This is a genomic window from Sphingobacterium bovisgrunnientis, from assembly GCF_009829085.1.
GTDB lineage: Bacteria > Bacteroidota > Bacteroidia > Sphingobacteriales > Sphingobacteriaceae > Sphingobacterium > Sphingobacterium bovisgrunnientis.
This window is the reverse complement of sequence record NZ_WUQY01000001.1, coordinates 57,427-77,775: the sequence shown is the minus strand read 5'-3', so window position 1 is coordinate 77,775 and position 20,349 is coordinate 57,427. Positions and strand designations below refer to the sequence as shown.

Sequence of the window (20,349 nt, the reverse complement as noted above, 5' to 3'; positions counted from 1 at the left end):
TATTATTGTGGTCTATAGAATAATTCTCCTGGATAGTGGTGGAATCTTGGATAAATCTGTTCTGGATCATCAGCTGGTATAAAATGAATCATATCCAACCATACTGCATTACTTTGCCATCTAGGTTCAGCTACAGCAGTGAATCTCAATGTATGTCTATCTGTCGTTTCGACATTGATAGTGCCGACTAAACGACCAATATTCAACGTACCGTCGCCATCTTTAGGTCTTAAATTTTGCGTAATACCATTAGGATTGTAATCGCCTACAGTCGCATAATAGCGTTTATAACCTTGTGCAAGTAATAAATTGTCTGCATTTGGATCATCACGTAATACTGTAGTGCTGACTCCTGATCCCCCATTCAAGGATTGATTCAGCATGACAAGATTTGGCAGCACTTGTTCATCCGCTTTGCCAGGATTGAATGTCGCTTGCAAAGTTGCAGCATTACCATTTTGCACATAACAAACCCATACTTTATATCTTCCTTTAACCAAGAATGGTGTCTTAATTTCAAAACTTTGTGCACGTGCAGTACTAGTCCAGCTTAATGTCAAGTCTAAAAAGTCACCGTTTACATATGGTCTCTTATCATTGATAGCTGAAATTCCATAACTATTAGTAGCCAATGTGCTTACATTTAGTGGCAAGAATGTAAATGAATTAGCTATAGGCTTATCATTTGCAATCAGTGATACACGTCTATTGCGGTAAGCACCACCTAATGCCGATACCAGTTCTGGAGAAGACGCTACATCAAAATAAACAGGAACTTGTTGTCTCACCTTGATTCTAAAGGCATCCTTCGTCTCATGTAAGACACCATTAGATGCTTGGACGTCAGATCTGCTACGATTTAATTCAGCACCTGGCTCTAATACTCCATTGAATATATCTTCGTTCAATAATATTTTTGAATTTTCGAATTTGGTACTTATAATTTCTTTTGGTGCTAACGTGTACAAAGACATAGACTGAATGATGTCCTCCAAAAATTTACCATCATTCATGATGTGGTATGCCATATACAGCCAAAGACTGTCTTGTGGATTTTTTGGATTATTTAAATGCGAATAGCGAGATTTGAATGCGGCGTAATCATTGATTCCTTGCGTTTTTAATAAAGAATCAGATTCTACGATGATCGTTTGAAAACGTTTCTCAACAGGTACAGTATTTCCTCTTTTAAAATACAATGTATCATAAAATCCTGTCTCTTTCAATGCTTGGGTGAAGATGGAATAACGCGTATCATTCTCAATCATCTCCGCTAAACTTAGATCCGGCGGTGTCAATACTTTATCAATAATATGCACAAGTCCATTACCTGTCTGAATATTACTTTTTGTAACAAAAGCATGTTTATTGATACGGAACGTTTGATTCGCTACATCTGTAAATAAATATTCGCCAAATAATGTAGGTGATTTTATTTTACCATCGGTAAATCTAGTGGTACCTACTGTATCTCGTACAACATGGTATTTGACAAAATCAACCAATTCTGCTTCCGTAAAATCCGAAACATTAGATTTTCCTTTGCTTTTCATCCATTCGGTCACCCCATCATTTGTAGGAGCAAACATGGTGTATGTACCATACGCACCTAAAAATCCAGCAGTCTTTGATTTATAGAGAATGTCAATTAATAAAGAAAAGTTTTCCTTATTATTCTCCAAATAGCCCGTGATATTTACCTCTTCGGAAGTACTCTGTTTGTATTCCTCTTTCATACAAGCCTGAAGAAAAAATACTGCTAATATTGTCAATACACCGTACATCCAATATTGATTTAAAACTCTTTTCATATCAATTTATTTTAGATAAAATGGATTCTGAACCATCTTACTATCTTTGAACAATTCATCTTCTAGAATTGGCAAATAGTGACTGTCTGTATCTCTCACTTTGTTTAATGCAGATTGTTGTACAGAAGAATCTACAACTTTAGTTATTACATCGATCAGTACACCTATATTACCGTAATTCTCCTTTTTGGCTAATCTCAAAACATCAAACCATCGCTTTCCTTCAAAGCAAAACTCACGTGCTCGCTCTTCGAAAATAAAAAGTACAATATCATCCAAGTCGTTTTCGTTGACCTCTCTATTACTCGCTGCTAATGCTCCTCTACTTTCTCTCAGTTGATTCAGCAGCTGTATCGATTCTGTTCCTCTTCCCTGCTCAGCGGCAGCCTCAGCTTTGAGTAGTATTGCATCAGATATTCTAAATATTGGGAAATTAAAATAGCTCGGATTCTCAGTGCCATACTTACTAATCATCCCATTACTTCTGTATAACACACCTTCACCACGACTATCTGACTGATCGGTATCAACTTCTGTATTAGGTGGAAAGAAATCAACATCAATGACTTCAGCCAAAGCGATGTAAGGAATTCTACCTACATATACAAGAGGTGTAAGCGGATTAGGACGTGAATCTGTATGGCTGATTTCGAAGATTGTCTCTGAAGTCGGATTATCAAAAGAGTTAGCTGTAATACGTCCCATTAACTGATATCGATTAGTGCTCAACACTTTGTCTAATTCAGCTTCAGCAGCAGCATACTGCTCTTTCCACATATACAATTCCGCCAACATCATGTGTACAGCAGGTTTTGTAACTCTGCCTGTATTGGAAGGATTAACAGAAAAATTATTGGCTGGGGAAATATGATAATCTGGTACTAACCCTTGAGCTTTTTTAAGATCTTCTTCCAATTGCTGCAAAACACGATCAGAATTTACTTGACCTATATTCTGTACATCTGTATCTCTGTATGAACCATTTAATTTGAGAGGGATTTCCTGAAATGTACGAATCAAATAGAAATACAATAAACTTCGAATGGTCAATGCTTCACCCACATAACTATTATATTCACTATCTGTGAAAGTGGGATCACTAGTTTTGGCGTCTGGTGCAAAATCTATTAACAAATTACAACTGTTTATCACACTGTACATAGCAGCCCAATTAGAGATATCATTTGTACTTAGAATATTATAATTCTTAACTAATCGATAATCGTCCAATGCATAACTAGATACATCTACCATATCGGCTCGTAACTCACCCCAAATAAATATTTTGGTCTCGACAGGACCAGCATTCAACGCTGAATAGATTCCCATCAAAGCTGCACGCACATCTTCTTTGGTTTTCCAAAATTCTGCTTTTGTAATACCATCTTGTGGCTGTAAGTCTAACCATTTATTGCAAGATGACACTACAATTCCAAAAAGGGTTAGCAGGCTAACAATATATATTTTTCTCATTGTCTCTTAATTAAAATCTTGCAGTAATACCAAATGTTAAAGTTTTCAGCGGTGGAGTCATCGAATTATCCATCAACACAGAGAATGCATCTTTGTATCTCACAGCTACGTCTGGATCTTGTCCTGTGTATCGTGTGAATGTGAATAAATTCTCTACTGTCAAGTATGTGCTCAACTGACCCATCTTTATACGTTCTAAAATACTTTTGTTGAAATCGTATTTAAGTGTGACTGATCTTAGGCGTAGGAAACTTGCATCTTCCACATATCTACTAGACCCAAGTGAATTGTATCCTGAACCAAACAAAGCTCTTGGTACATCTGTCACGTCCCCTTCTTGTCTCCAACGACGCAATACAGCGGTGCTTTGATTATTATAACCTAACATATCAGTAGTATTCATTTTAGTGCCGTTAATAATATCTGATCCATGTCTATAATTAAAGAATGTAAGCAAAGACCACTTTTTATCGTAAACGATATTTACTCCAAATCCTCCGGTTAATTTTGGATTACTATTGCCTAGATAAACAATATCTTTATGATCTATGACTCCATCGAAATTAATATCTTCGTACTTAGCATCGCCTGGTTGGAACACATAATCAACCGTGGGATAATTAAAACGCATATAAATAGTTTCGCCATCTGGACTAATTATTTGATTGCCTTCGCGATCAAGAGCTATAGTCTCATCGGTGTTTTTGTATACACCTTGGTAACGAAACCCATAGAATGATCCAAATGGATTGTCCTCTTGTAAATACGTAAAGAATGATTTATTTCTTAACGATGCTCGCGCATTCTCACGTGGATAAAGTGGAGAGATTTCACGAATAACGTTTCTGTTATTAGCGATATTAAAATTTAAGTTTACTGACCATTTTTTATTTTTAACGGCTGCATAATACACACTTGCCTCCCATCCGTCATTATCCATAACACCTACATTCATACTTAATGAATTAAATCCATTGTAATTAGCAATCTGGATATCATTCATCATCAAGTCAGATGTTCTGCGCTTGTAAACATCCGCACCCAATATTAATCTGTTGTTAAACAACTCAATATCAATACCTAAGTTATTCTGTGTAACAGTCTCCCAACGTAAATCTGATAATTCTATATTCGATGAGTAGACTCCATTTTCGCCCAAATAGGAATAATCATATGTGTTGTAAATATTGATATAGGAATAATCATTTCTTGGCGCATTACCACTTTTACCCCAACTCGCTCTAAATTTAATATCGTTTACAAATCCTAAGTCTTGAATAAATTTCTCTTGTCCCATGCGGTAAGCAGCAGATAGAGACGGAAAGTATCCAAACCTATTAGCAGCACCGAATCTAGAGTTACCATCCATACGAACACTTGCTGCGAATATATATCTATTCTTGAATGCATAGTTGACTTGCCCCAATAAACCTACAGAACGTGTTTCTGTAACAAATGATTGTGCATTACCAGTCAGCGTCCGTGAGGGAATAGATGGATCCTGTAAATATGAAGAACCGGTGTTAGTTGATGACAAACCTTGAATAGTATACCTGTCTTCATTCGTGAACAAAGTAAAATTACCTGTCAGCAAATGATCAAGACCAAAATCCGGAGTCAATAATAAGCTAGTCTTTGTGCTCATGTTAAACTTGTCATAATCTGAGTCACTAGCCGCATTGACAGAGTTTTCGATAAATGGTCGACCAGTTGCTACCTGAGGCAAAAAGGTTTTCGTTTTATTATTATTTATATTCAATGAAAGGTTACTTGTCAAGGTCAAAATATTTGGAATGATCTTGTAGTTAACCGCAAATCTAGAGTTCAAAACATCACCCAATTGATTACTTAACCCATTATTAGCCATTGATAATGGATTGTATGTACCTGCATAAGTCCCTTGCGCTGTACTTACCGGTGTAAATAAATTGCCCGTTAAATTACCATACTCATCATATTCCCAAATAGCTTGATTTGGCATCTTTCTATACGCAATATCTCTAATAGTCTTAAAATAATTTTGATTAGTATTTACATGCGAATAGGACAAATCCGATTGGAATGTGATACGCTCGGACACAATATAATCCAAGTTAATACGTGCCGACAAACGATCCGATGATGTCCCTTTCGTAGTACCCGCATTATTGAAATAACCAATGGATCCCATATATCGTGCTTTCTCACCACCACCACGTATTTGTACGTTATGATCTTGGAAATACCCCAATTGTGTAATAGCATCCACCCAATCGCTATTGTTACTAAAATTGTAATAAGTAGACGTATTATATGGATCATACTGGAATTGTTGTGCACTTTCTGAAACAGAAAATACTCTACCTGCATTATAATATTCCTCCAATAACAACGTAGTGTACTGGTCTCCATTTAATAGTGGTATAGGACTTGGCTGTTTGGATATAGATCCTTTGAAAGCATAGCCTAAAGTGGGCTTGCTTACTGTACCGCGTTTGGTATTAATGATTAATACACCATTAGCTCCTCTTGATCCCCAAATGGCAGTCGCCGCGGCATCCTTTAATACAGATATATCTTGAATATCTGTAGGAGCAATATTTAATAATTGACCATAGGCATTGTCGTCTGATGTTGCAAAATCAAAATCATCTGGAATTGTAATATCATATGGCATACCATCTACAACTACCAATGGATCTACAGCGCCATTTAAAGAAGATGTTCCTCTAATTTTGATTTGCATACCTGCTCCTGGATCACCCGATACTGTAGCAATATCTACCCCAGGAAGACGACCTTGTAATGCTTGATCTATTGAAGCAGACTGCATTTCTTGAAGCTCTTCCATATTAATGGTTGCAATAGAAGCGGTAGACCTTGCTTTAGAAATCCCCATACCTGTACCATCGTCCACTGGCTTAGAAGCACTAATCACAACTTCTTCCACTTGATTAGATACAGATTCTATCTGAACATTTATAGTTGTTCTGTCTCCAACTACAATATTTGCTGAGGCTCTATATCCTGTACTAGTGACATACAAGCGTAATCCACTCAACTTTGTTCGCAAACTATAGTTCCCTTCCACATCGGAGGTTGTACCTACAATAGTCCTATTTTCTCTATCCTTCAACACAACTGTTGCGCCTGGAACAGGTTCTTTAGTTTCTTTATCTGTAATTTTACCAACAATCACTGTCTCTGCATTCTGAGCTACAGCGGTTGTGTGTACTAAACAGAATATAAGTCCGATGGTAACGATTAATAAATTAAAATGTCTTGTCATAGTGAGATACTAATTATATTCCGTTTTTTAGATAACCTGAAAGTGAATGGATCAATACACGTTGCCCCAATTGATTACTATTGGCAACATCTGCCTCAACTAGATTAGATTGATTGTCTCTAATTTGCAACCTATTATTTTGGTTTATTATTACATCTAGTGCTAAAGTCTCACCCTCTACGTTTTTACAAAGTGTTTCAAAAGTTCCAACTTTCTTCCCATCAATAGCAAACGTATTACGCGTTATATGGTATTGTAAAAAGAGTTTAATTTTGTTACGAAGCACAACATCTGTAGTGTTTTCTGCAGGTGGTAAATCACCATTTGCAATGGCTGCATTTATAGCTGCATTATTGGGTATTAATAAGGTATAATTAGCACCTATATCAACTCCTCTAATGATACCATCTGACGCTGAAAATAATTCACTCGACTTCAAATACCTGAAAAACATATTGTATGGTGAGGTAGCATTTTCCGCTCCCATCTTAATTAATAGACTAGCGATATTCGTATTAGATGAGGTTAATGCACCAGCAAGATAGACTGCTGCACCATTTAGGGGACCTGATTCACTATTCCCAATACTTATGGAATCTATTGCCAAGTATTGTCTATTCGAAATACTGTCTTGCGTTCCACTTGACATGATTTTCATGTTATCGAATTTTATATATTCTCCAGAAAAAGTTTCTAATATTCCCTTACCACTTAATGTGGGTATAGGATCAGTTTCTAATGGTATAATGTGTGATGATAATATCTCACGCATTTCTGGTGTCCCATTTCCACCTTTGTAACGGATTGGATCGGAAGTATTATAGGCGTCATAATCAAAACCCATTTGATATAAATCTTCATCAGACACCAAAACTAACATATATCGAATCGTAGGGATACGGAGGGTCAAGTGTAATCCCATGCGCTCCAATGCAAGTCTCATGAAACTATATTTTGGATCTAATAGCACATTTCCATAAACAGATTGGAATACATTTGCACGTTGAGAAGAGTTGATACCATAGAAAGCACCATTACTTAATAATTTGGTTTCGTTTATATTTTGGGTAGCCAACTTAGTCGTCTCACCCAGTACATTTGGCGCACTACTAAATTGCGATGGCCATAATTGGGTAAGATAAAAATGAGATTTTATATACTCAGATAATACTAAAGGATTGCTGTAAAACAAATCTTTTATAGTAGTACCTGAAGCATAATATTTCAATAACACACGTTTAGCAAAATCTTGTACGGCCTGATTTGTAGGAACTGTGATTGAAAGATTATTATATTGTGCATCATTCACATCTTCCTTCACATAATTTTCATTATTCAAGGCTAACATTACAGAATTATCATAGCCTTTTACGAATACAGAATCTCTTTTTCCGGTGAGTACTTCATTTCTACGCGTAAGTGTAGGATTATACGTATACGTCGCAAATAAGTCTAGCATACCTTTGAATTCACTGTATTTGTCATTTCCTCGCAAATATTGATCGATACTTTTCTCTGGTAACAGAACCTTATCAACGACATGTATATATCCATTTTCCGCAAGTATATTACTACGATTAACATCTATAGTAGCGCCCATCACATTTAGACCTGTATAGGTGGAATTAGGAAAGAATGCATTGTAATCTCCAGCAGTAAGACTTCGAGCCGACATATAACTGTTGAAAAAGTAACTTAGATGTTTGTTGTTATTATCTGATTCTACGTACGGAATGTTCGCCATCCTATTTGTTGACACTATTTTCCGAGTATTTCCATTTGAAAGGATTTCATCTTCTACAAAATCATAATATACTGTGCGTCTTCTGAATGCTTGACCTGCGACCCAACCTCTAGCTGAAAAATAATCGTTCAATTTTTCTAATCGTTCACCATCATACACCATCGCAGTACGGACAATTTTTTCTGCCAGCTTCTTATCAATATTACTACTATCGCTGATATTGTTTTCACTCATAAATTGCTGAAAAGCACGATCCGTTGGAGCAAACACAGTCCACGAGGATGCAGATCCTAATGTATTTCTATAGCCCGCTTTTTCGATACAGGATAAGAAATACGTAAAGTCACCCATAGAATCCAATTGTTGATAAATGGGACTTGCTAAACCTTTCGGTCTACCATAATAGGCGTCAAATGCTTCTTTTCTACATCCCACAATGATAGTCGCGAAACATAAACACGTAAATAAAACAGTTCTCTTAATACTCATACAATAGTCTTGTAGGTTTATATTGGTAAATCATAGGTCTATTATCAGTGTATATCTCAAGATTGAAAATTCACGATAACAGTTTTTGAAACAGGGACTAACAGGATATGTTCTGATTAATGCCTACTCCATTCCTCTTGCTAATAAAAATTTTGTTTTCCTTCTATAATTGGTAAAACCACATCCTTTGATGTTGGATAGTGATTAATTGGTTATATGCTTTTCTAATGTTATATATCAAATATATTACATCGCATAAAATACAGCAACCTGCACTATCCTGTAATATGTGTTATCACAATATGTCTTTGAATTAGCTAAAAGTAAGTACGAACATGAAAACTCCATTCGTAACATATTGTAATGCAATCATTTACTAATTGCCGTCCGGCTTTAATTCGCTACTTAGTACACTTAACGGCCAATTCCAATTTTTAAAATTATCTGGATTCTTAGTCGAATAGTTGCTAAAATCGATGATATTTTTTGCTATGGGTAGCTTCAATCGCTGAATTTCCGACAACATCATCTTCGCAATTTGTCCTGCACCGTATGTATTAAAGTGTGTGTTGTCTTGTAATGGTTGGGGTTGGTCTGGAAATGTATAGGCTGGATAATGAACAAAAGCTCTTTTAGAATCTTCTACACCTAATGCGGTATAAAATTCACGTGTCAATTTATTTAAATCGATTAAAGGGACATTTAGTTCTTGTGCAACTTTTCGTGCAGCCTCTGGATAATCCCCTAATGTATAATTTAGATTTCCACTCGCATCAAATGAGCGTCGTGCTGTTGAAGTAACAATTATTGGAATGCCGCCAATAGCTCTAAATTGTGTTACAAAATATTTTAATCTCTCCGTATAGCCGTTATATGCACCTGCCTTTTCTCCAGTTTCCTTTTGATCATTATGACCAAATTCTATAAACAAATAATCGCCAGGCTTGGCAACAGAAAGTATTTTTTCTAATCTATTGGATGATAGAAAAGAACTTAAAGCTAATCCGGATTCGGCGTGATTGGCTACCACGATTTTCGCATCAAAATAACGAGGTATCATCTGCCCCCACGAAGCCCAAGGCTCATGTTCTTGATTTACCACGGTTGAATTACCCGCTAAAAACAACGTTGTGGCAACTTTAATTGGTTCAATAATGATACGTTCTATATTATTTTCACCCTGAAATTCTAAAGTCAATTTATTGTCCCAATCTAATTTTTCGATTTCACGTGGAGCTTTCAAACGTACAGACTTATCCTCTCGTATTTTTGGGTTTTTGATGTGAACATTGAACTGTTTAGTTACTTTCTTATTTTTGGGAATTTCAACTTGATCTAAAGACCAACGTCGAGATTCTGAACGCACCGTAGAATGAATTGTATGGCTCTTCAGACCTCTGTAGATAATCGTGACATGATAGTTTCCCTCAGGCACGTCAGCAGAAAAATAAAATGGCTTGTTACTATACAAGGATTGCTTCTTTTTACTTTTAACGAATTCAACAGAATTCTCCGTTCCTAAATCAAATCCATAGCCTTTATTGCCATACTTTATTAGATTATTCAGTATGAAAACTTCCTTTTCCTTAGACTTCTGCCCTGTAAAATCGAATATTTGTCTGTGTTGAGCAGAAACCATCGAAAATTGCAATATTGTAATTAGTATTATTAATCCTTTTGAAAACATAATTTAAGTTTTTATAAATAGTATATCATAAAAAAACGCTCTAAACTTCAAGAAGATTTAGAGCGCAGATTTATCACAAAAAATTATTACATAATATTAAGCTCTATAATATCTCAATTCGATGATATTATTAGGAAATGGTAGTGTGTTCCAGTGTTCATGTATCAATAATGCCGCACCAATAGCCGTAGCTTGTGCCATAGAAGCAGCATAAATTTCAATTGTAGGAAACCTTCTAGCTAATAAATTCATATAAATATGATTTTTACTAAAGCCACCATCCACAAATATTCTTTTAATATTTTGACCAGCTAAAACCAATTTTGTTGACTCTACTTGAGCATTGACAAGACAAAAAATCAGCGCATGATAAGCTTCTTCGTAGGTTTTGAACCTATCTAAATCTAATTCAGCAAATGTATTTAGTGTAAAAACAGCTATACTTTGTCCCAGATCCAGTCCTTCGATAATACGCCAGTTAATCTCAAAATGTTTGAATCGTGCTGTAGTCACATTAAAGTGATCAGCTATTCGTTTTGACTGCGTCTCGTGTTCATATCCCGCAAACAATCTTGAAGCCTTTACGGGTGTTCCGTTGTACGTCAGATAGAATAGGCAATCTTGATCCAATTCTGTCTTAGTCAAAGGTTCATCGTTGAATGGATTCATCGATATACACCAAGTACCCGTTGAAATAAGCACAAATGGTTCATGAAAATTGACCAAATAAGGAATTAAAGCAGAAGAGCTATCGTGCAAGCCTGTTCCAACCTTGTACGTACTTCCAGGAAATGTACTTGAAAACACTTCCTTGCCGTTTACAATTGGCGCAAGCTTCTGATCTATACCAGTATCTTTAACCCATTGATGGTAATTCTTTGTATTGAAATCCCACAATGCAGTGTGACATCCAATACTTGTCATATCCGAATACAATTGTCCCGACACCAAAAAACTTAGATACTGAGGCAAATGCAATGCATACTTCATCGTATTGAAAACCTCAGGTTGTTCTTTCATTAAGCGATAGATTTGCTTGCCCGAATTAAGACTTCCCAATGATGGAGAAGCGGTATCCAATACAAATTTATTTTCGCCTCCATAGGTTTGATGCAAGTCGTCCTGTAAATTAACTGGATATTCTTTCAAGTAATTATACAGTGGTGTCAGCGGTCTACCATTTTGATCCAAATAGACAAAACTCGCTCCATAGGATGTAAAATTAATCGCCTTAATATCAAATTCAGCTCTACGAAAAACTTCGTGTAATGAATCAAATACAGATAATCGTAAACTTTCTAAATTTTCGCAGGGGAAGCCATCCTCATCGACGGTTTCCATGAATCTTGCCGAACGTTCAAAAACGATTTGATAATGTTCGTCAAATAAAAATAACTTTTTGTTGGTTTTACCAACGTCAAATATTGCAATAACAGGTATACGCTCCTTTCCCATCCTTCCTTATCTAAGTATTACAATCCTGTCGCTACAGTGGATTCGCCACGTTCATCTATTAATTGTTGTCTCACATTAATGTCGTTGAACAATTTAATTGGATTTAATGCAGCACCTTCACGCAATCTTGCCTCTGCCACAAGCGCACGCAAGTCAGTACGAAAAGCATCTTGTAATATTTCTTGTGCGGCTACTACATTATTGTCTTGCTGTGCTTTTTTTAGCGCTTGACGATCCACAAACAATGCTTGTGCATAGGCGATTTTAATTGCTTCTACAGATTGTAATAAATCGGCTAATGGATCTTTCAAATTATGCGAAGCATCAATCATCCAACCCAAACCTGTTGCGTGATCTATTCCTCGCGCATCCATACCTTCTACCAATTCATTGAAAATCAAAAATAATTGATAAGGCTTGATTGCTCCAGCAGTCAAATCATCATCCGCATATTTACTATCATTGAAATGGAAGCCTGCTAATTTGTTTTCCATTAATAACAAAGACACGATTTGTTCGATATTTGCATTTGGCAAATGGTGACCTAAATCCACTAATGTGTACGCTTGATCTCCCAATTTATTCGCTAATAATAAAGATTGTCCCCAATCTGCAATAGTCGTCGAATAAAAGTTAGGCTCAAAAGCTTTGTATTCAATAAACATTTTCCAATCCGAAGGAAGATGCTTGTATATTTCTCTTAAACTTTCTAATGTATTTTGGAATGCTTCACGGAAATTCAATTGACCTGGAAACGAAGAACCATCTGCCAGCCAAACTGTCAACGCTTTAGAACCTAAAGCAATACCATGTTTAATTACTTCAATATTATGTGCTACTGCTTGCTTACGTACATTTGGATCTACATGCTGCAATGATCCAAATTTGTAACTATATGCTTGATTCGGTTGATCCTGAAAAGTATTTGAATTCACCGCATCAAATGCCAATCCAAAGGATGATGCTAAAGCTTTAATCTTCTCCGCATCTTGGGGAATATCCCAAGGAATATGAAGTGAAATCGCTCCACTCGACTTGTTCAATGCATGTAATAAGCCTACATCCTCAATTTTTTGCTCCAAATTTCCTGGTTCACCTTTGCCACTAAAGCGACCAAAACGCGTACCGCCTGTCCCTAATGCCCAGCTCGGAATAGCAATATTAAATTTTTGTACTTTCGTTACGATTTCCTCAAAGTTCGAAATACTATCCTTTAAGAAATCGACTTGTTTAGTATGTTTAGCTAATAATTCTTGGTTATGTTGATCTATGATAGATTGCTCGATTTTCATAAGTATATAGGTTTAGATAGTTAGAAAAATAGAAATTATTTTTCTAACTATCGTACTTGATTTAATAATTGTTATCGGACAAATGCCATGGCTACTCCGCCATCTACATTCAATACATTTCCTGTAGATTTGCTTAGCTCACCGCCTACAAATGCAAAACAAGCATTGGCTATATCATCTGGCAAGATTATTTCGTTTAACAATGTTCGTTTTGCATAGTAAGCAGGTAATTCTTCTACCGTAACCCCGTAAGCTTTAGCTCGACCTTCAGCCCAGCCTCCAGCCCAAATATTACTATCTGAGATAACCGCATCAGGGTTAACCACATTTACTCTAATTTTGGAAGCGCCAAGTTCTGCTGCATTCAATCTGCTAAGGTGCAATTGCGCTGCTTTAGCAGAACCATAGCCCGCGTTATTCGGACCACTAACCAAGGCATTTTTACTTACAATATTGACGATGTCACCACCGATATTTTGTGCTTTCATTACTTTAGAAGTAGCCTGTGTAACGATAAACTGACCTTTTACCAATACATCATATAATAAATCCCAATCCTTTTGCGTATGATCTTCAATAGATTTTGAAATGGATAGTCCGGCATTATTCACCACAATGTCCACACCGCCAAATGCTAATGCAGCCACCTTAAGTGCTTCTTCTATTTGCTCTTGATTCGTTACATCTAGGACAGCAGTCGTAACATTATCCGCGCCAAACAAGCCAACAAATTCTGCTTTTGCATCTGCTAATCTCTCTTGATTCAAATCGTTTAAAACGACTACTGCTCCCTCTTGTGCAAAACGCTTTGCAATAGCTTTACCTATACCACCTGCACTTCCAGTTACCAAAGCGATTTTACCCGACAATGCTTTTGGCTTAGGCATACGTTGTAGCTTCGCCTCTTCCAATAACCAATATTCAATATTGAAAGCTTCTTGTCTCGGTAGTGAAGTATATTCACTCACCGCTTCCGCTCCTTTCATTACATTGATAGCATTAGTATAAAATTCCGAAGCCACACGTGCTGTTTGCTTATCTTTTGCAAAAGCAAACATTCCGACTCCTGGATAGATTATGATTACTGGATTTCTGTCGCGAATAGCAGGGCTATTCGGGTGTTTACAAGTTTCATAATAATCCGTGTACATTGCTCTGTACGCTTCAAATAATGGAAGCAATTTTGATTTTATCGCTTCTATATCCGATAAGTCTTCGTTTTTATCCAAATTCAGAATCAAAGGTTGAATCTTAGTGCGTAAGAAGTGATCTGGACAGCTTGTTCCCAAAGGAGCTAATTTTTCCAAATCATTGGAATTGATAAATTCCAATACCCTAGCATCGTCAGAGAAATGACCAACCATAGGACGCTCACTTGAACAAAACCCTCTTAATATCGGCGCAATAGCAGCAGCCTGTGCCAATCTATCTTCTTGTACTAGACTATCTACTTTTTGACCACCAAATACAGGTCTTGACTTACCGTAATTCTCTTCCAAATAAGATGCACAAGTCTCGATGACATCCAATGAATTCAAATAACATTCATACGCCGTATCTCCCCATGTAAAAAGTCCATGCGAACCCAACATAATTCCACGGATACCTGGATTTTCGGCTAAGCATTCGCGCAATTGCAAACCTAAATCAAAACCAGGCTTTTGCCATTCTACCCAGCCAATTGTTCCTTTGAACAAATCTGTTGTGATTTGTTTTCCATCTTTTGCTGCCGCAATAGCAATCGCAGCATCTGGGTGCAAATGATCAATATGTTTGAATGGAAGAAAACCATGCAACGGCGTATCAATAGAAGGCGCCTTCGATGATAAATCGAATATACAATGGTTGAAAAGCTCGACCATTTCGTCCTCATGCTCGATACCGCGATACACTTTCTCAAGATTACGAAGTCGTTCTACATACAATGCAGCCAAACCTGACTTCTTTAATGTGCCGATATCACCACCAGAACCTTTAATCCACATTACTTCCACTTCTTCACCTGTCAATGGATCCTTATCCATTACTTTACATGATGTATTACCGCCTCCGTAATTCGTTATCCTCAGATCCGATCCCAAGATATTAGATCGGTATAATAATAACGCTACTTCATCTCCTTGTAAGGATTTAGCTTTTTCCTCATCCCAAAGGTAATTCACATGTTGATATGTTTTTGTTTGCATAAATCTTTGTAATATTTATTCTAAAGTTTTCGCGAATCCTACCACACAAATAGATAGGATGATAATGACAATACCAGATATAATGGCCGTATAGGTTGGTTTACTCACACCTTTCCATTCTTTTAGGAACACACCCCATGCATTTGAAATCAATATGATAAATGCCATGTGTAAAATCCATGAACTTGCACCATTCCCAAGGCGGCTCTCACCCATGCCGTAAAAGAAAAATTGCAAATACCATGTCGTGCCTGCTAAAGCGCACAACAAGAAATTTTTCTTTAAAGGAGCTGTTGCTTTCGAGTAGTCTGTAAGAGTCTTATTTTTCAATAATAAATATGCGCACCAAATAAAATTCGTCGTAAATCCTCCCCAAAGTATAACGATATAGGTAACATTATTCTGATAAAGAAATTCTCCTTGTCCTGGGTTAACTGATTTCCAAAGTGCATTAGCGACATCAGCCATCGGCTTTCCTGCTTCAATAGCAAAATTGAAACATGCACTTAAAGCCCCTGATATTAAAGCCACAATAATCCCAACACCAAAGTTGTAATCTGTTTTATCGGTGACACCAGCACTTGATAAGCCTTTTTCTTTCAAAACTCCAGCTTTTCCACACAGGTAAATCCCCACAATACAAAGAAGTAATCCCGCCATTACACACAATCCCGACGCGGTCGTAAAGAAGAAATCTATGCTATGCTTGCCATCTGCTGGATTAAAATAATAGTAAATTGCAGGCATCAGTGCACCTAACACCATGCTCAATCCTAGTATAATACTGCTTCCCAACGAAACACCTAAGTATCGAACACCTAAACCATACGTCAGTCCACCTATCCCCCACAATACACCAAAAAGAAATGTATAACCTAACACACTTGAATTCGCGTCTCCTATTATTTCAAAAAAATTAGGAATCGTAAGCCAAGCTGCCAATGGAGGAACGATTATCCATGAAAATAATCCACCCAAGATCCACATCGCTTCCCATGACCAGTCTCGTACTTTTTTATATGGAACATAGAAACTTCCAGACGCAAAGCCTCCTATAAAATGGAATAATACCCCCGCAATTGCATTCATAATTTGATTAAGGTTTTATATAAAAACTAAGATATTTGTAAAAATTAATTTAACTGTTATGGACTGTCATGTTGAATACAGCAAGATATTTAACATTTATACAGATAGATGAAAATGAAATAACTTATAAAATACTGGTTATTAGGATAACACAATTCGGTTCATGTACGGTCACGGTTTCCAATCTAAAACTTTGACAGTCGTAGATTTACTATCTGAAAGTCCTTCACCATCTACTTGTACTGTATGCTGTATAAAAAGACTTAATTTTTCTTTATTTCGCCAATACTCGGTATCGTAGGTAGGTTCCCATGCGGCTACAGATTCTGGATACAAATCTTGAAGCGTAAACTTAGGTTTGTTTTGTGACCAATGAAGAAAAGAAACTGCATTATTTCGTTCTTCGTCTCTAAAAAGCATCCAAACCTTAACTTTATCGCCCTTGCCTTTCACTAATAACTGTGGTCTCGAGATGGGAATTTGCTTTGTTCCATATCCTCCTAACGTAAACGAAGTCTTTCTAAAATCAAAAGATTGCGTAATCCAATTGCCACGATTAAAATAAACCAACTTGTATTGCGGCTTGTCTGCGTTATTATCCCTCCAGTAGGAAACAATAAAAGGATTTCCGTCTGCGTCAGCAGACATCGCTGTTTGGTTTATTAAATCACTTTTTTCGGGTATTCTGACTGCATACTCCGCTGTCGCTGCTGTAATTGGCAGATTATACTTTTTTCCAGTAGTTTTTTTCCAGGTTAGGCCTTCATCATCTGAATATGCATACGCCATGTCATGGTTACTAGCGACATCTGGACTCTCCCGCCATACCCAAGAAATATGTATTTTTCCTTTGTTATCTATATAAGCTTGCCAGTACGCATTTCGTTTGCCTTCTCCATCGATTAATTTATTTTGTAATCGTGTCCATTTTTTATCGCTAACACTGTATTTATTTATCATCAAATTCCCATTTCCTGATCCGCCATCCCGGTACATAAAAAGTAAATTACCGTTAGGCAATTTGAAAAATTCGGGATAAGATACCACCCTTTCTTGTTGACCTACCATTGGGATTTCATCCGAAAAATCTAGACCATTTGGTTTCAAAGATTTTATATACCGTAATTTAGAATTGTGATGGTCAAAAGCAATATGCAAATAATCATCTCCATCCAACATGATACTAATCACATTGTGTGCGTCTTTTGCATTTCCCTTGAAACCGGTGCTTTTGGTAAACCAATCTGTGCTATTTAATTTTCTCTGCCCAACTATTAGGACTCCCTTTTCATCGTAATAAGCTATGTATTGGTAAGTGGAGTTGCTGACGAGAGAGTTTTTGCGAAACACAGCCGTATTGACTGTATTCTTTGACCATCCCTCACCTACTTTAGATATTTGGATTTTCGGTTGAGCGAATAAGAAGGAATGAAAAAAAAGGATTAAATAAATTAAAATTAATTTTCTAGGCATGTTTAAGTTGTTTATAATAGGTGTCTACAAATTACAAAACAGATTTGTCATATTATAACAAATCTGTTTTTACTGTTGTGTTTTATATTATTACTATTTCAATATCAAAATTTTAATACGCATTCCAAGCTGGAGGATCTATACCGTGTAGATGCTTTACAAAGAAGTCTCGACGTTTACGCTCGCCATAATCACCTCCTGAAGAATGACCCATTCCGGGGACCATTATCATCTCGTGATCTTTATTTGCCTTGATTAAAGCATTGGTCAATTGATACGTAGAAGACGGATCAACATTGTCATCCACCTCACCTACGATCAGCAGCAATTTACCCTGTAATCGATATGCATTTTCGACGTTCGAACATTCGGCATATTCAGGGCCCACAGGCCAACCCATCCATTGTTCATTCCACCATATTTTATCCATTCTATTGTCATGACAACCACAGGATGATACAGCTACTTTATAAAATTCTGGATAAAATAAGACCGCGCCCGTTGAACTTTGACCACCTGCTGATGTACCATAGATACCTACTCGCTCCACATCCATGTAGGAATACTTTTGCGCTGCAGCCTTTATCCATTTTATACGATCTGGGAAACCTGCATCTTTCAGATTCTTCCAAGCTACATTATGAAATTCTTTAGAACGATTGGATGTACCCATACCATCTATTTGAACGACAATAAAGCCCAATTCTGCTAGCTCTTGCATGCCACTTGGATTCGTATTGAATGTTTTTGGAACGAAAGAACTATGCGGGCCCGCATAAATATATTCGATAATGGGGTATTTTTTATTCGGATCAAAATTAGTTGGACGTACCATTATTCCCCAAATATCATATTTATCGTCTCTACTCTTCGCTGTGAAAATCTCAGGTACTTTCCAACCCAAATCATACATTTTGGATTCATTTGCTTTCTCCAACTCCAGTACTACTTTGCCTGAATGATCTCGTAACACAGTTACAGGAGCTTTATTAATCAAAGAATACTGATCTACAAAATAGGAATGGTCTGCATTGAAATAGGCAGTGTGATTCGCATATTCTTTGGTTAATTCTTTCAAGTTTTTGCCATCGAAATCCACTTTATAATAGTGAATTAAATATGGGTCTTGATTCGTATTCTTACCACTACCTTCAAATATTATCTGACGATTTTTTTCATCTACATGAACCACTTTACGCACGACCCAATCGCCTTTTGTGATTTGATTCAGGACCTGACCCGATTCACCATCAATGCGATACAGATGATTCCAACCATCTCTTTCCGAAGCCCAAATTATCTCCTTTCCATCGTTGATATCATATCTGTATTTTTTGCCACTGTAATCAATAAATGTTTTGCTGACTTCATTTATGATATAATTACTCTGTCCGTTTTCAGCATCCAATTTTACAACTGCATACTGTTGATGACCGCGCTTATTGAATTCAAACGTCACACTTTTGCTATCTTGACGCCACGAAACATACCCCAACGAAAATTGATTATCGACTAACTGCTTATCTACTTCAAATAACTTATTTGTCTCAATATTGCATATCACTGGAAAATATTGGGGCAAAGCGTCACCTGGCTTAGCATAGTGACGAGTTTGTAATTTAGGTTGTAACTGATCCAATGGCGAAGATTCCAATAAGGTCAATATGCGTACCTCTTGCTTGGTTGCGCGCGTCGAAGCGACTTTTTTACTATCGGGAGACCATTGAATATAAGAAGTATAATATTCACCTGGACTACCATCGAAGGTTAATTGCTTTTCAGATTTCTGATCATCTACTAATGCATAATACACATTATGATTTTTGATGTAAGCGGTTTTCTTCTTATCTGGCGAAAGAACAGGTCTACCTTGTGTATCATCGCGACGTTGCCCCCAATAACCACCCGCTCTCGTATTTTCTTCCGTATTGCGTAATTTTTTTAAACTCGCGCTATTTCTATTCCAATGCCATATGGCATTTTTAAACGTAAACTCCACCGTGTCTTTCCCCAACAATTTAATCGTATATCCACTCAGTGTATTGATATCAGCTTTTTGTCCAGAAGACTTTTCTAATTGCTCAGCCAGAAGTTTAACATCAAATAATTGCTCTTTTTTGCGCGCAGTCGCATCCACCCAAATAAATCCCTTACCTGCTAAAGTTCGTTGTTCATAGAAAAACGCATCACCTTTAGCATTCCATTTGATGATTGACGGAATATGATATACCGCATCCGCAGTGGCTGTACGAAATTTCTTAGCCCTTGTGTAATCTTCTACAGTTCCTTGTGCTAAAAGAAAACCTGTATTTGCTATCAACACTACAGCAACTAAAATTTTTCTAATCATGTTTTTGATTTTATAGGGTTATAAATAGGAAT

The 20,349-nt window shown here is 36.8% G+C and carries 11 protein-coding genes; all 11 read right to left on the bottom strand.

From position 1 onward, the window contains the following. Positions 1–2: 2 nt before the first annotated feature. The 11 genes from GOQ16_RS00250 to GOQ16_RS00200 all read right to left on the bottom strand — a co-directional run bounded on the left by GOQ16_RS00250 (position 3) and on the right by GOQ16_RS00200 (position 20,317). The gene (locus GOQ16_RS00250; protein ID WP_160066775.1) at positions 3–1,811 is read right to left on the bottom strand and encodes a fasciclin domain-containing protein; all 1,809 of its coding nucleotides are present in this window, start codon (positions 1,809–1,811) and stop codon (positions 3–5) included. Positions 1,812–1,817: 6 nt separating this feature from the next. Further along, positions 1,818–3,284, bottom strand: a complete 1,467-nt coding sequence (locus tag GOQ16_RS00245; RefSeq protein WP_160066773.1) for a RagB/SusD family nutrient uptake outer membrane protein — start codon at positions 3,282–3,284, stop codon at positions 1,818–1,820. Between the two features lie 10 nt (positions 3,285–3,294). Beyond that, complete coding sequence (locus tag GOQ16_RS00240; protein WP_160066771.1) at positions 3,295–6,552, bottom strand: SusC/RagA family TonB-linked outer membrane protein; 3,258 nt, start codon at positions 6,550–6,552, stop codon at positions 3,295–3,297. Positions 6,553–6,565: 13 nt separating this feature from the next. Beyond that, complete coding sequence (locus tag GOQ16_RS00235) at positions 6,566–8,785, bottom strand: fasciclin domain-containing protein (RefSeq protein ID WP_160066769.1); 2,220 nt, start codon at positions 8,783–8,785, stop codon at positions 6,566–6,568. A 376-nt stretch (positions 8,786–9,161) separates the two neighbouring features. Further along, the gene (locus tag GOQ16_RS00230; protein WP_160066767.1) at positions 9,162–10,472 is read right to left on the bottom strand and encodes a rhamnogalacturonan acetylesterase; all 1,311 of its coding nucleotides are present in this window, start codon (positions 10,470–10,472) and stop codon (positions 9,162–9,164) included. 96 nt (positions 10,473–10,568) lie between these two features. Then, positions 10,569–11,927, bottom strand: coding sequence for an FGGY-family carbohydrate kinase (locus tag GOQ16_RS00225; RefSeq protein ID WP_160066765.1), 1,359 nt, complete (start codon positions 11,925–11,927; stop codon positions 10,569–10,571). Positions 11,928–11,944: 17 nt separating this feature from the next. Then, positions 11,945–13,219 carry a sugar isomerase gene (locus tag GOQ16_RS00220; RefSeq protein WP_160066763.1) on the bottom strand — a complete coding sequence of 425 codons (1,275 nt, stop codon included), beginning with the start codon at positions 13,217–13,219 and terminating at the stop codon, positions 11,945–11,947. A 71-nt stretch (positions 13,220–13,290) separates the two neighbouring features. Continuing rightward, positions 13,291–15,405, bottom strand: a complete 2,115-nt coding sequence (locus tag GOQ16_RS00215) for a bifunctional aldolase/short-chain dehydrogenase (RefSeq protein ID WP_160066761.1) — start codon at positions 15,403–15,405, stop codon at positions 13,291–13,293. 15 nt (positions 15,406–15,420) lie between these two features. Then, the gene (rhaT, locus tag GOQ16_RS00210) at positions 15,421–16,494 is read right to left on the bottom strand and encodes an L-rhamnose/proton symporter RhaT (RefSeq protein ID WP_160066759.1); all 1,074 of its coding nucleotides are present in this window, start codon (positions 16,492–16,494) and stop codon (positions 15,421–15,423) included. A gap of 171 nt (positions 16,495–16,665) precedes the next feature. Then, positions 16,666–17,967, bottom strand: coding sequence for a BNR repeat-containing protein (locus tag GOQ16_RS00205; RefSeq protein WP_160066757.1), 1,302 nt, complete (start codon positions 17,965–17,967; stop codon positions 16,666–16,668). A gap of 112 nt (positions 17,968–18,079) precedes the next feature. Beyond that, positions 18,080–20,317 carry a S9 family peptidase gene (locus GOQ16_RS00200; RefSeq protein ID WP_160066755.1) on the bottom strand — a complete coding sequence of 746 codons (2,238 nt, stop codon included), beginning with the start codon at positions 20,315–20,317 and terminating at the stop codon, positions 18,080–18,082. Positions 20,318–20,349 lie beyond the last annotated feature (32 nt).

What these genes read in the sequence shown, in the direction of transcription:
- GOQ16_RS00250 (WP_160066775.1), bottom strand. Translation starts at nt 1,811, where the DNA reads ATGAAAAGAGTTTTAAATCAATATTGGATGTACGGTGTATTGACAATA.
- GOQ16_RS00245 (WP_160066773.1), bottom strand. Translation starts at nt 3,284, where the DNA reads ATGAGAAAAATATATATTGTTAGCCTGCTAACCCTTTTTGGAATTGTA.
- GOQ16_RS00240 (WP_160066771.1), bottom strand. Translation starts at nt 6,552, where the DNA reads ATGACAAGACATTTTAATTTATTAATCGTTACCATCGGACTTATATTC.
- GOQ16_RS00235 (WP_160066769.1), bottom strand. Translation starts at nt 8,785, where the DNA reads ATGAGTATTAAGAGAACTGTTTTATTTACGTGTTTATGTTTCGCGACT.
- GOQ16_RS00230 (WP_160066767.1), bottom strand. Translation starts at nt 10,472, where the DNA reads ATGTTTTCAAAAGGATTAATAATACTAATTACAATATTGCAATTTTCG.
- GOQ16_RS00225 (WP_160066765.1), bottom strand. Translation starts at nt 11,927, where the DNA reads ATGGGAAAGGAGCGTATACCTGTTATTGCAATATTTGACGTTGGTAAA.
- GOQ16_RS00220 (WP_160066763.1), bottom strand. Translation starts at nt 13,219, where the DNA reads ATGAAAATCGAGCAATCTATCATAGATCAACATAACCAAGAATTATTA.
- GOQ16_RS00215 (WP_160066761.1), bottom strand. Translation starts at nt 15,405, where the DNA reads ATGCAAACAAAAACATATCAACATGTGAATTACCTTTGGGATGAGGAA.
- rhaT (WP_160066759.1), bottom strand. Translation starts at nt 16,494, where the DNA reads ATGAATGCAATTGCGGGGGTATTATTCCATTTTATAGGAGGCTTTGCG.
- GOQ16_RS00205 (WP_160066757.1), bottom strand. Translation starts at nt 17,967, where the DNA reads ATGCCTAGAAAATTAATTTTAATTTATTTAATCCTTTTTTTTCATTCC.
- GOQ16_RS00200 (WP_160066755.1), bottom strand. Translation starts at nt 20,317, where the DNA reads ATGATTAGAAAAATTTTAGTTGCTGTAGTGTTGATAGCAAATACAGGT.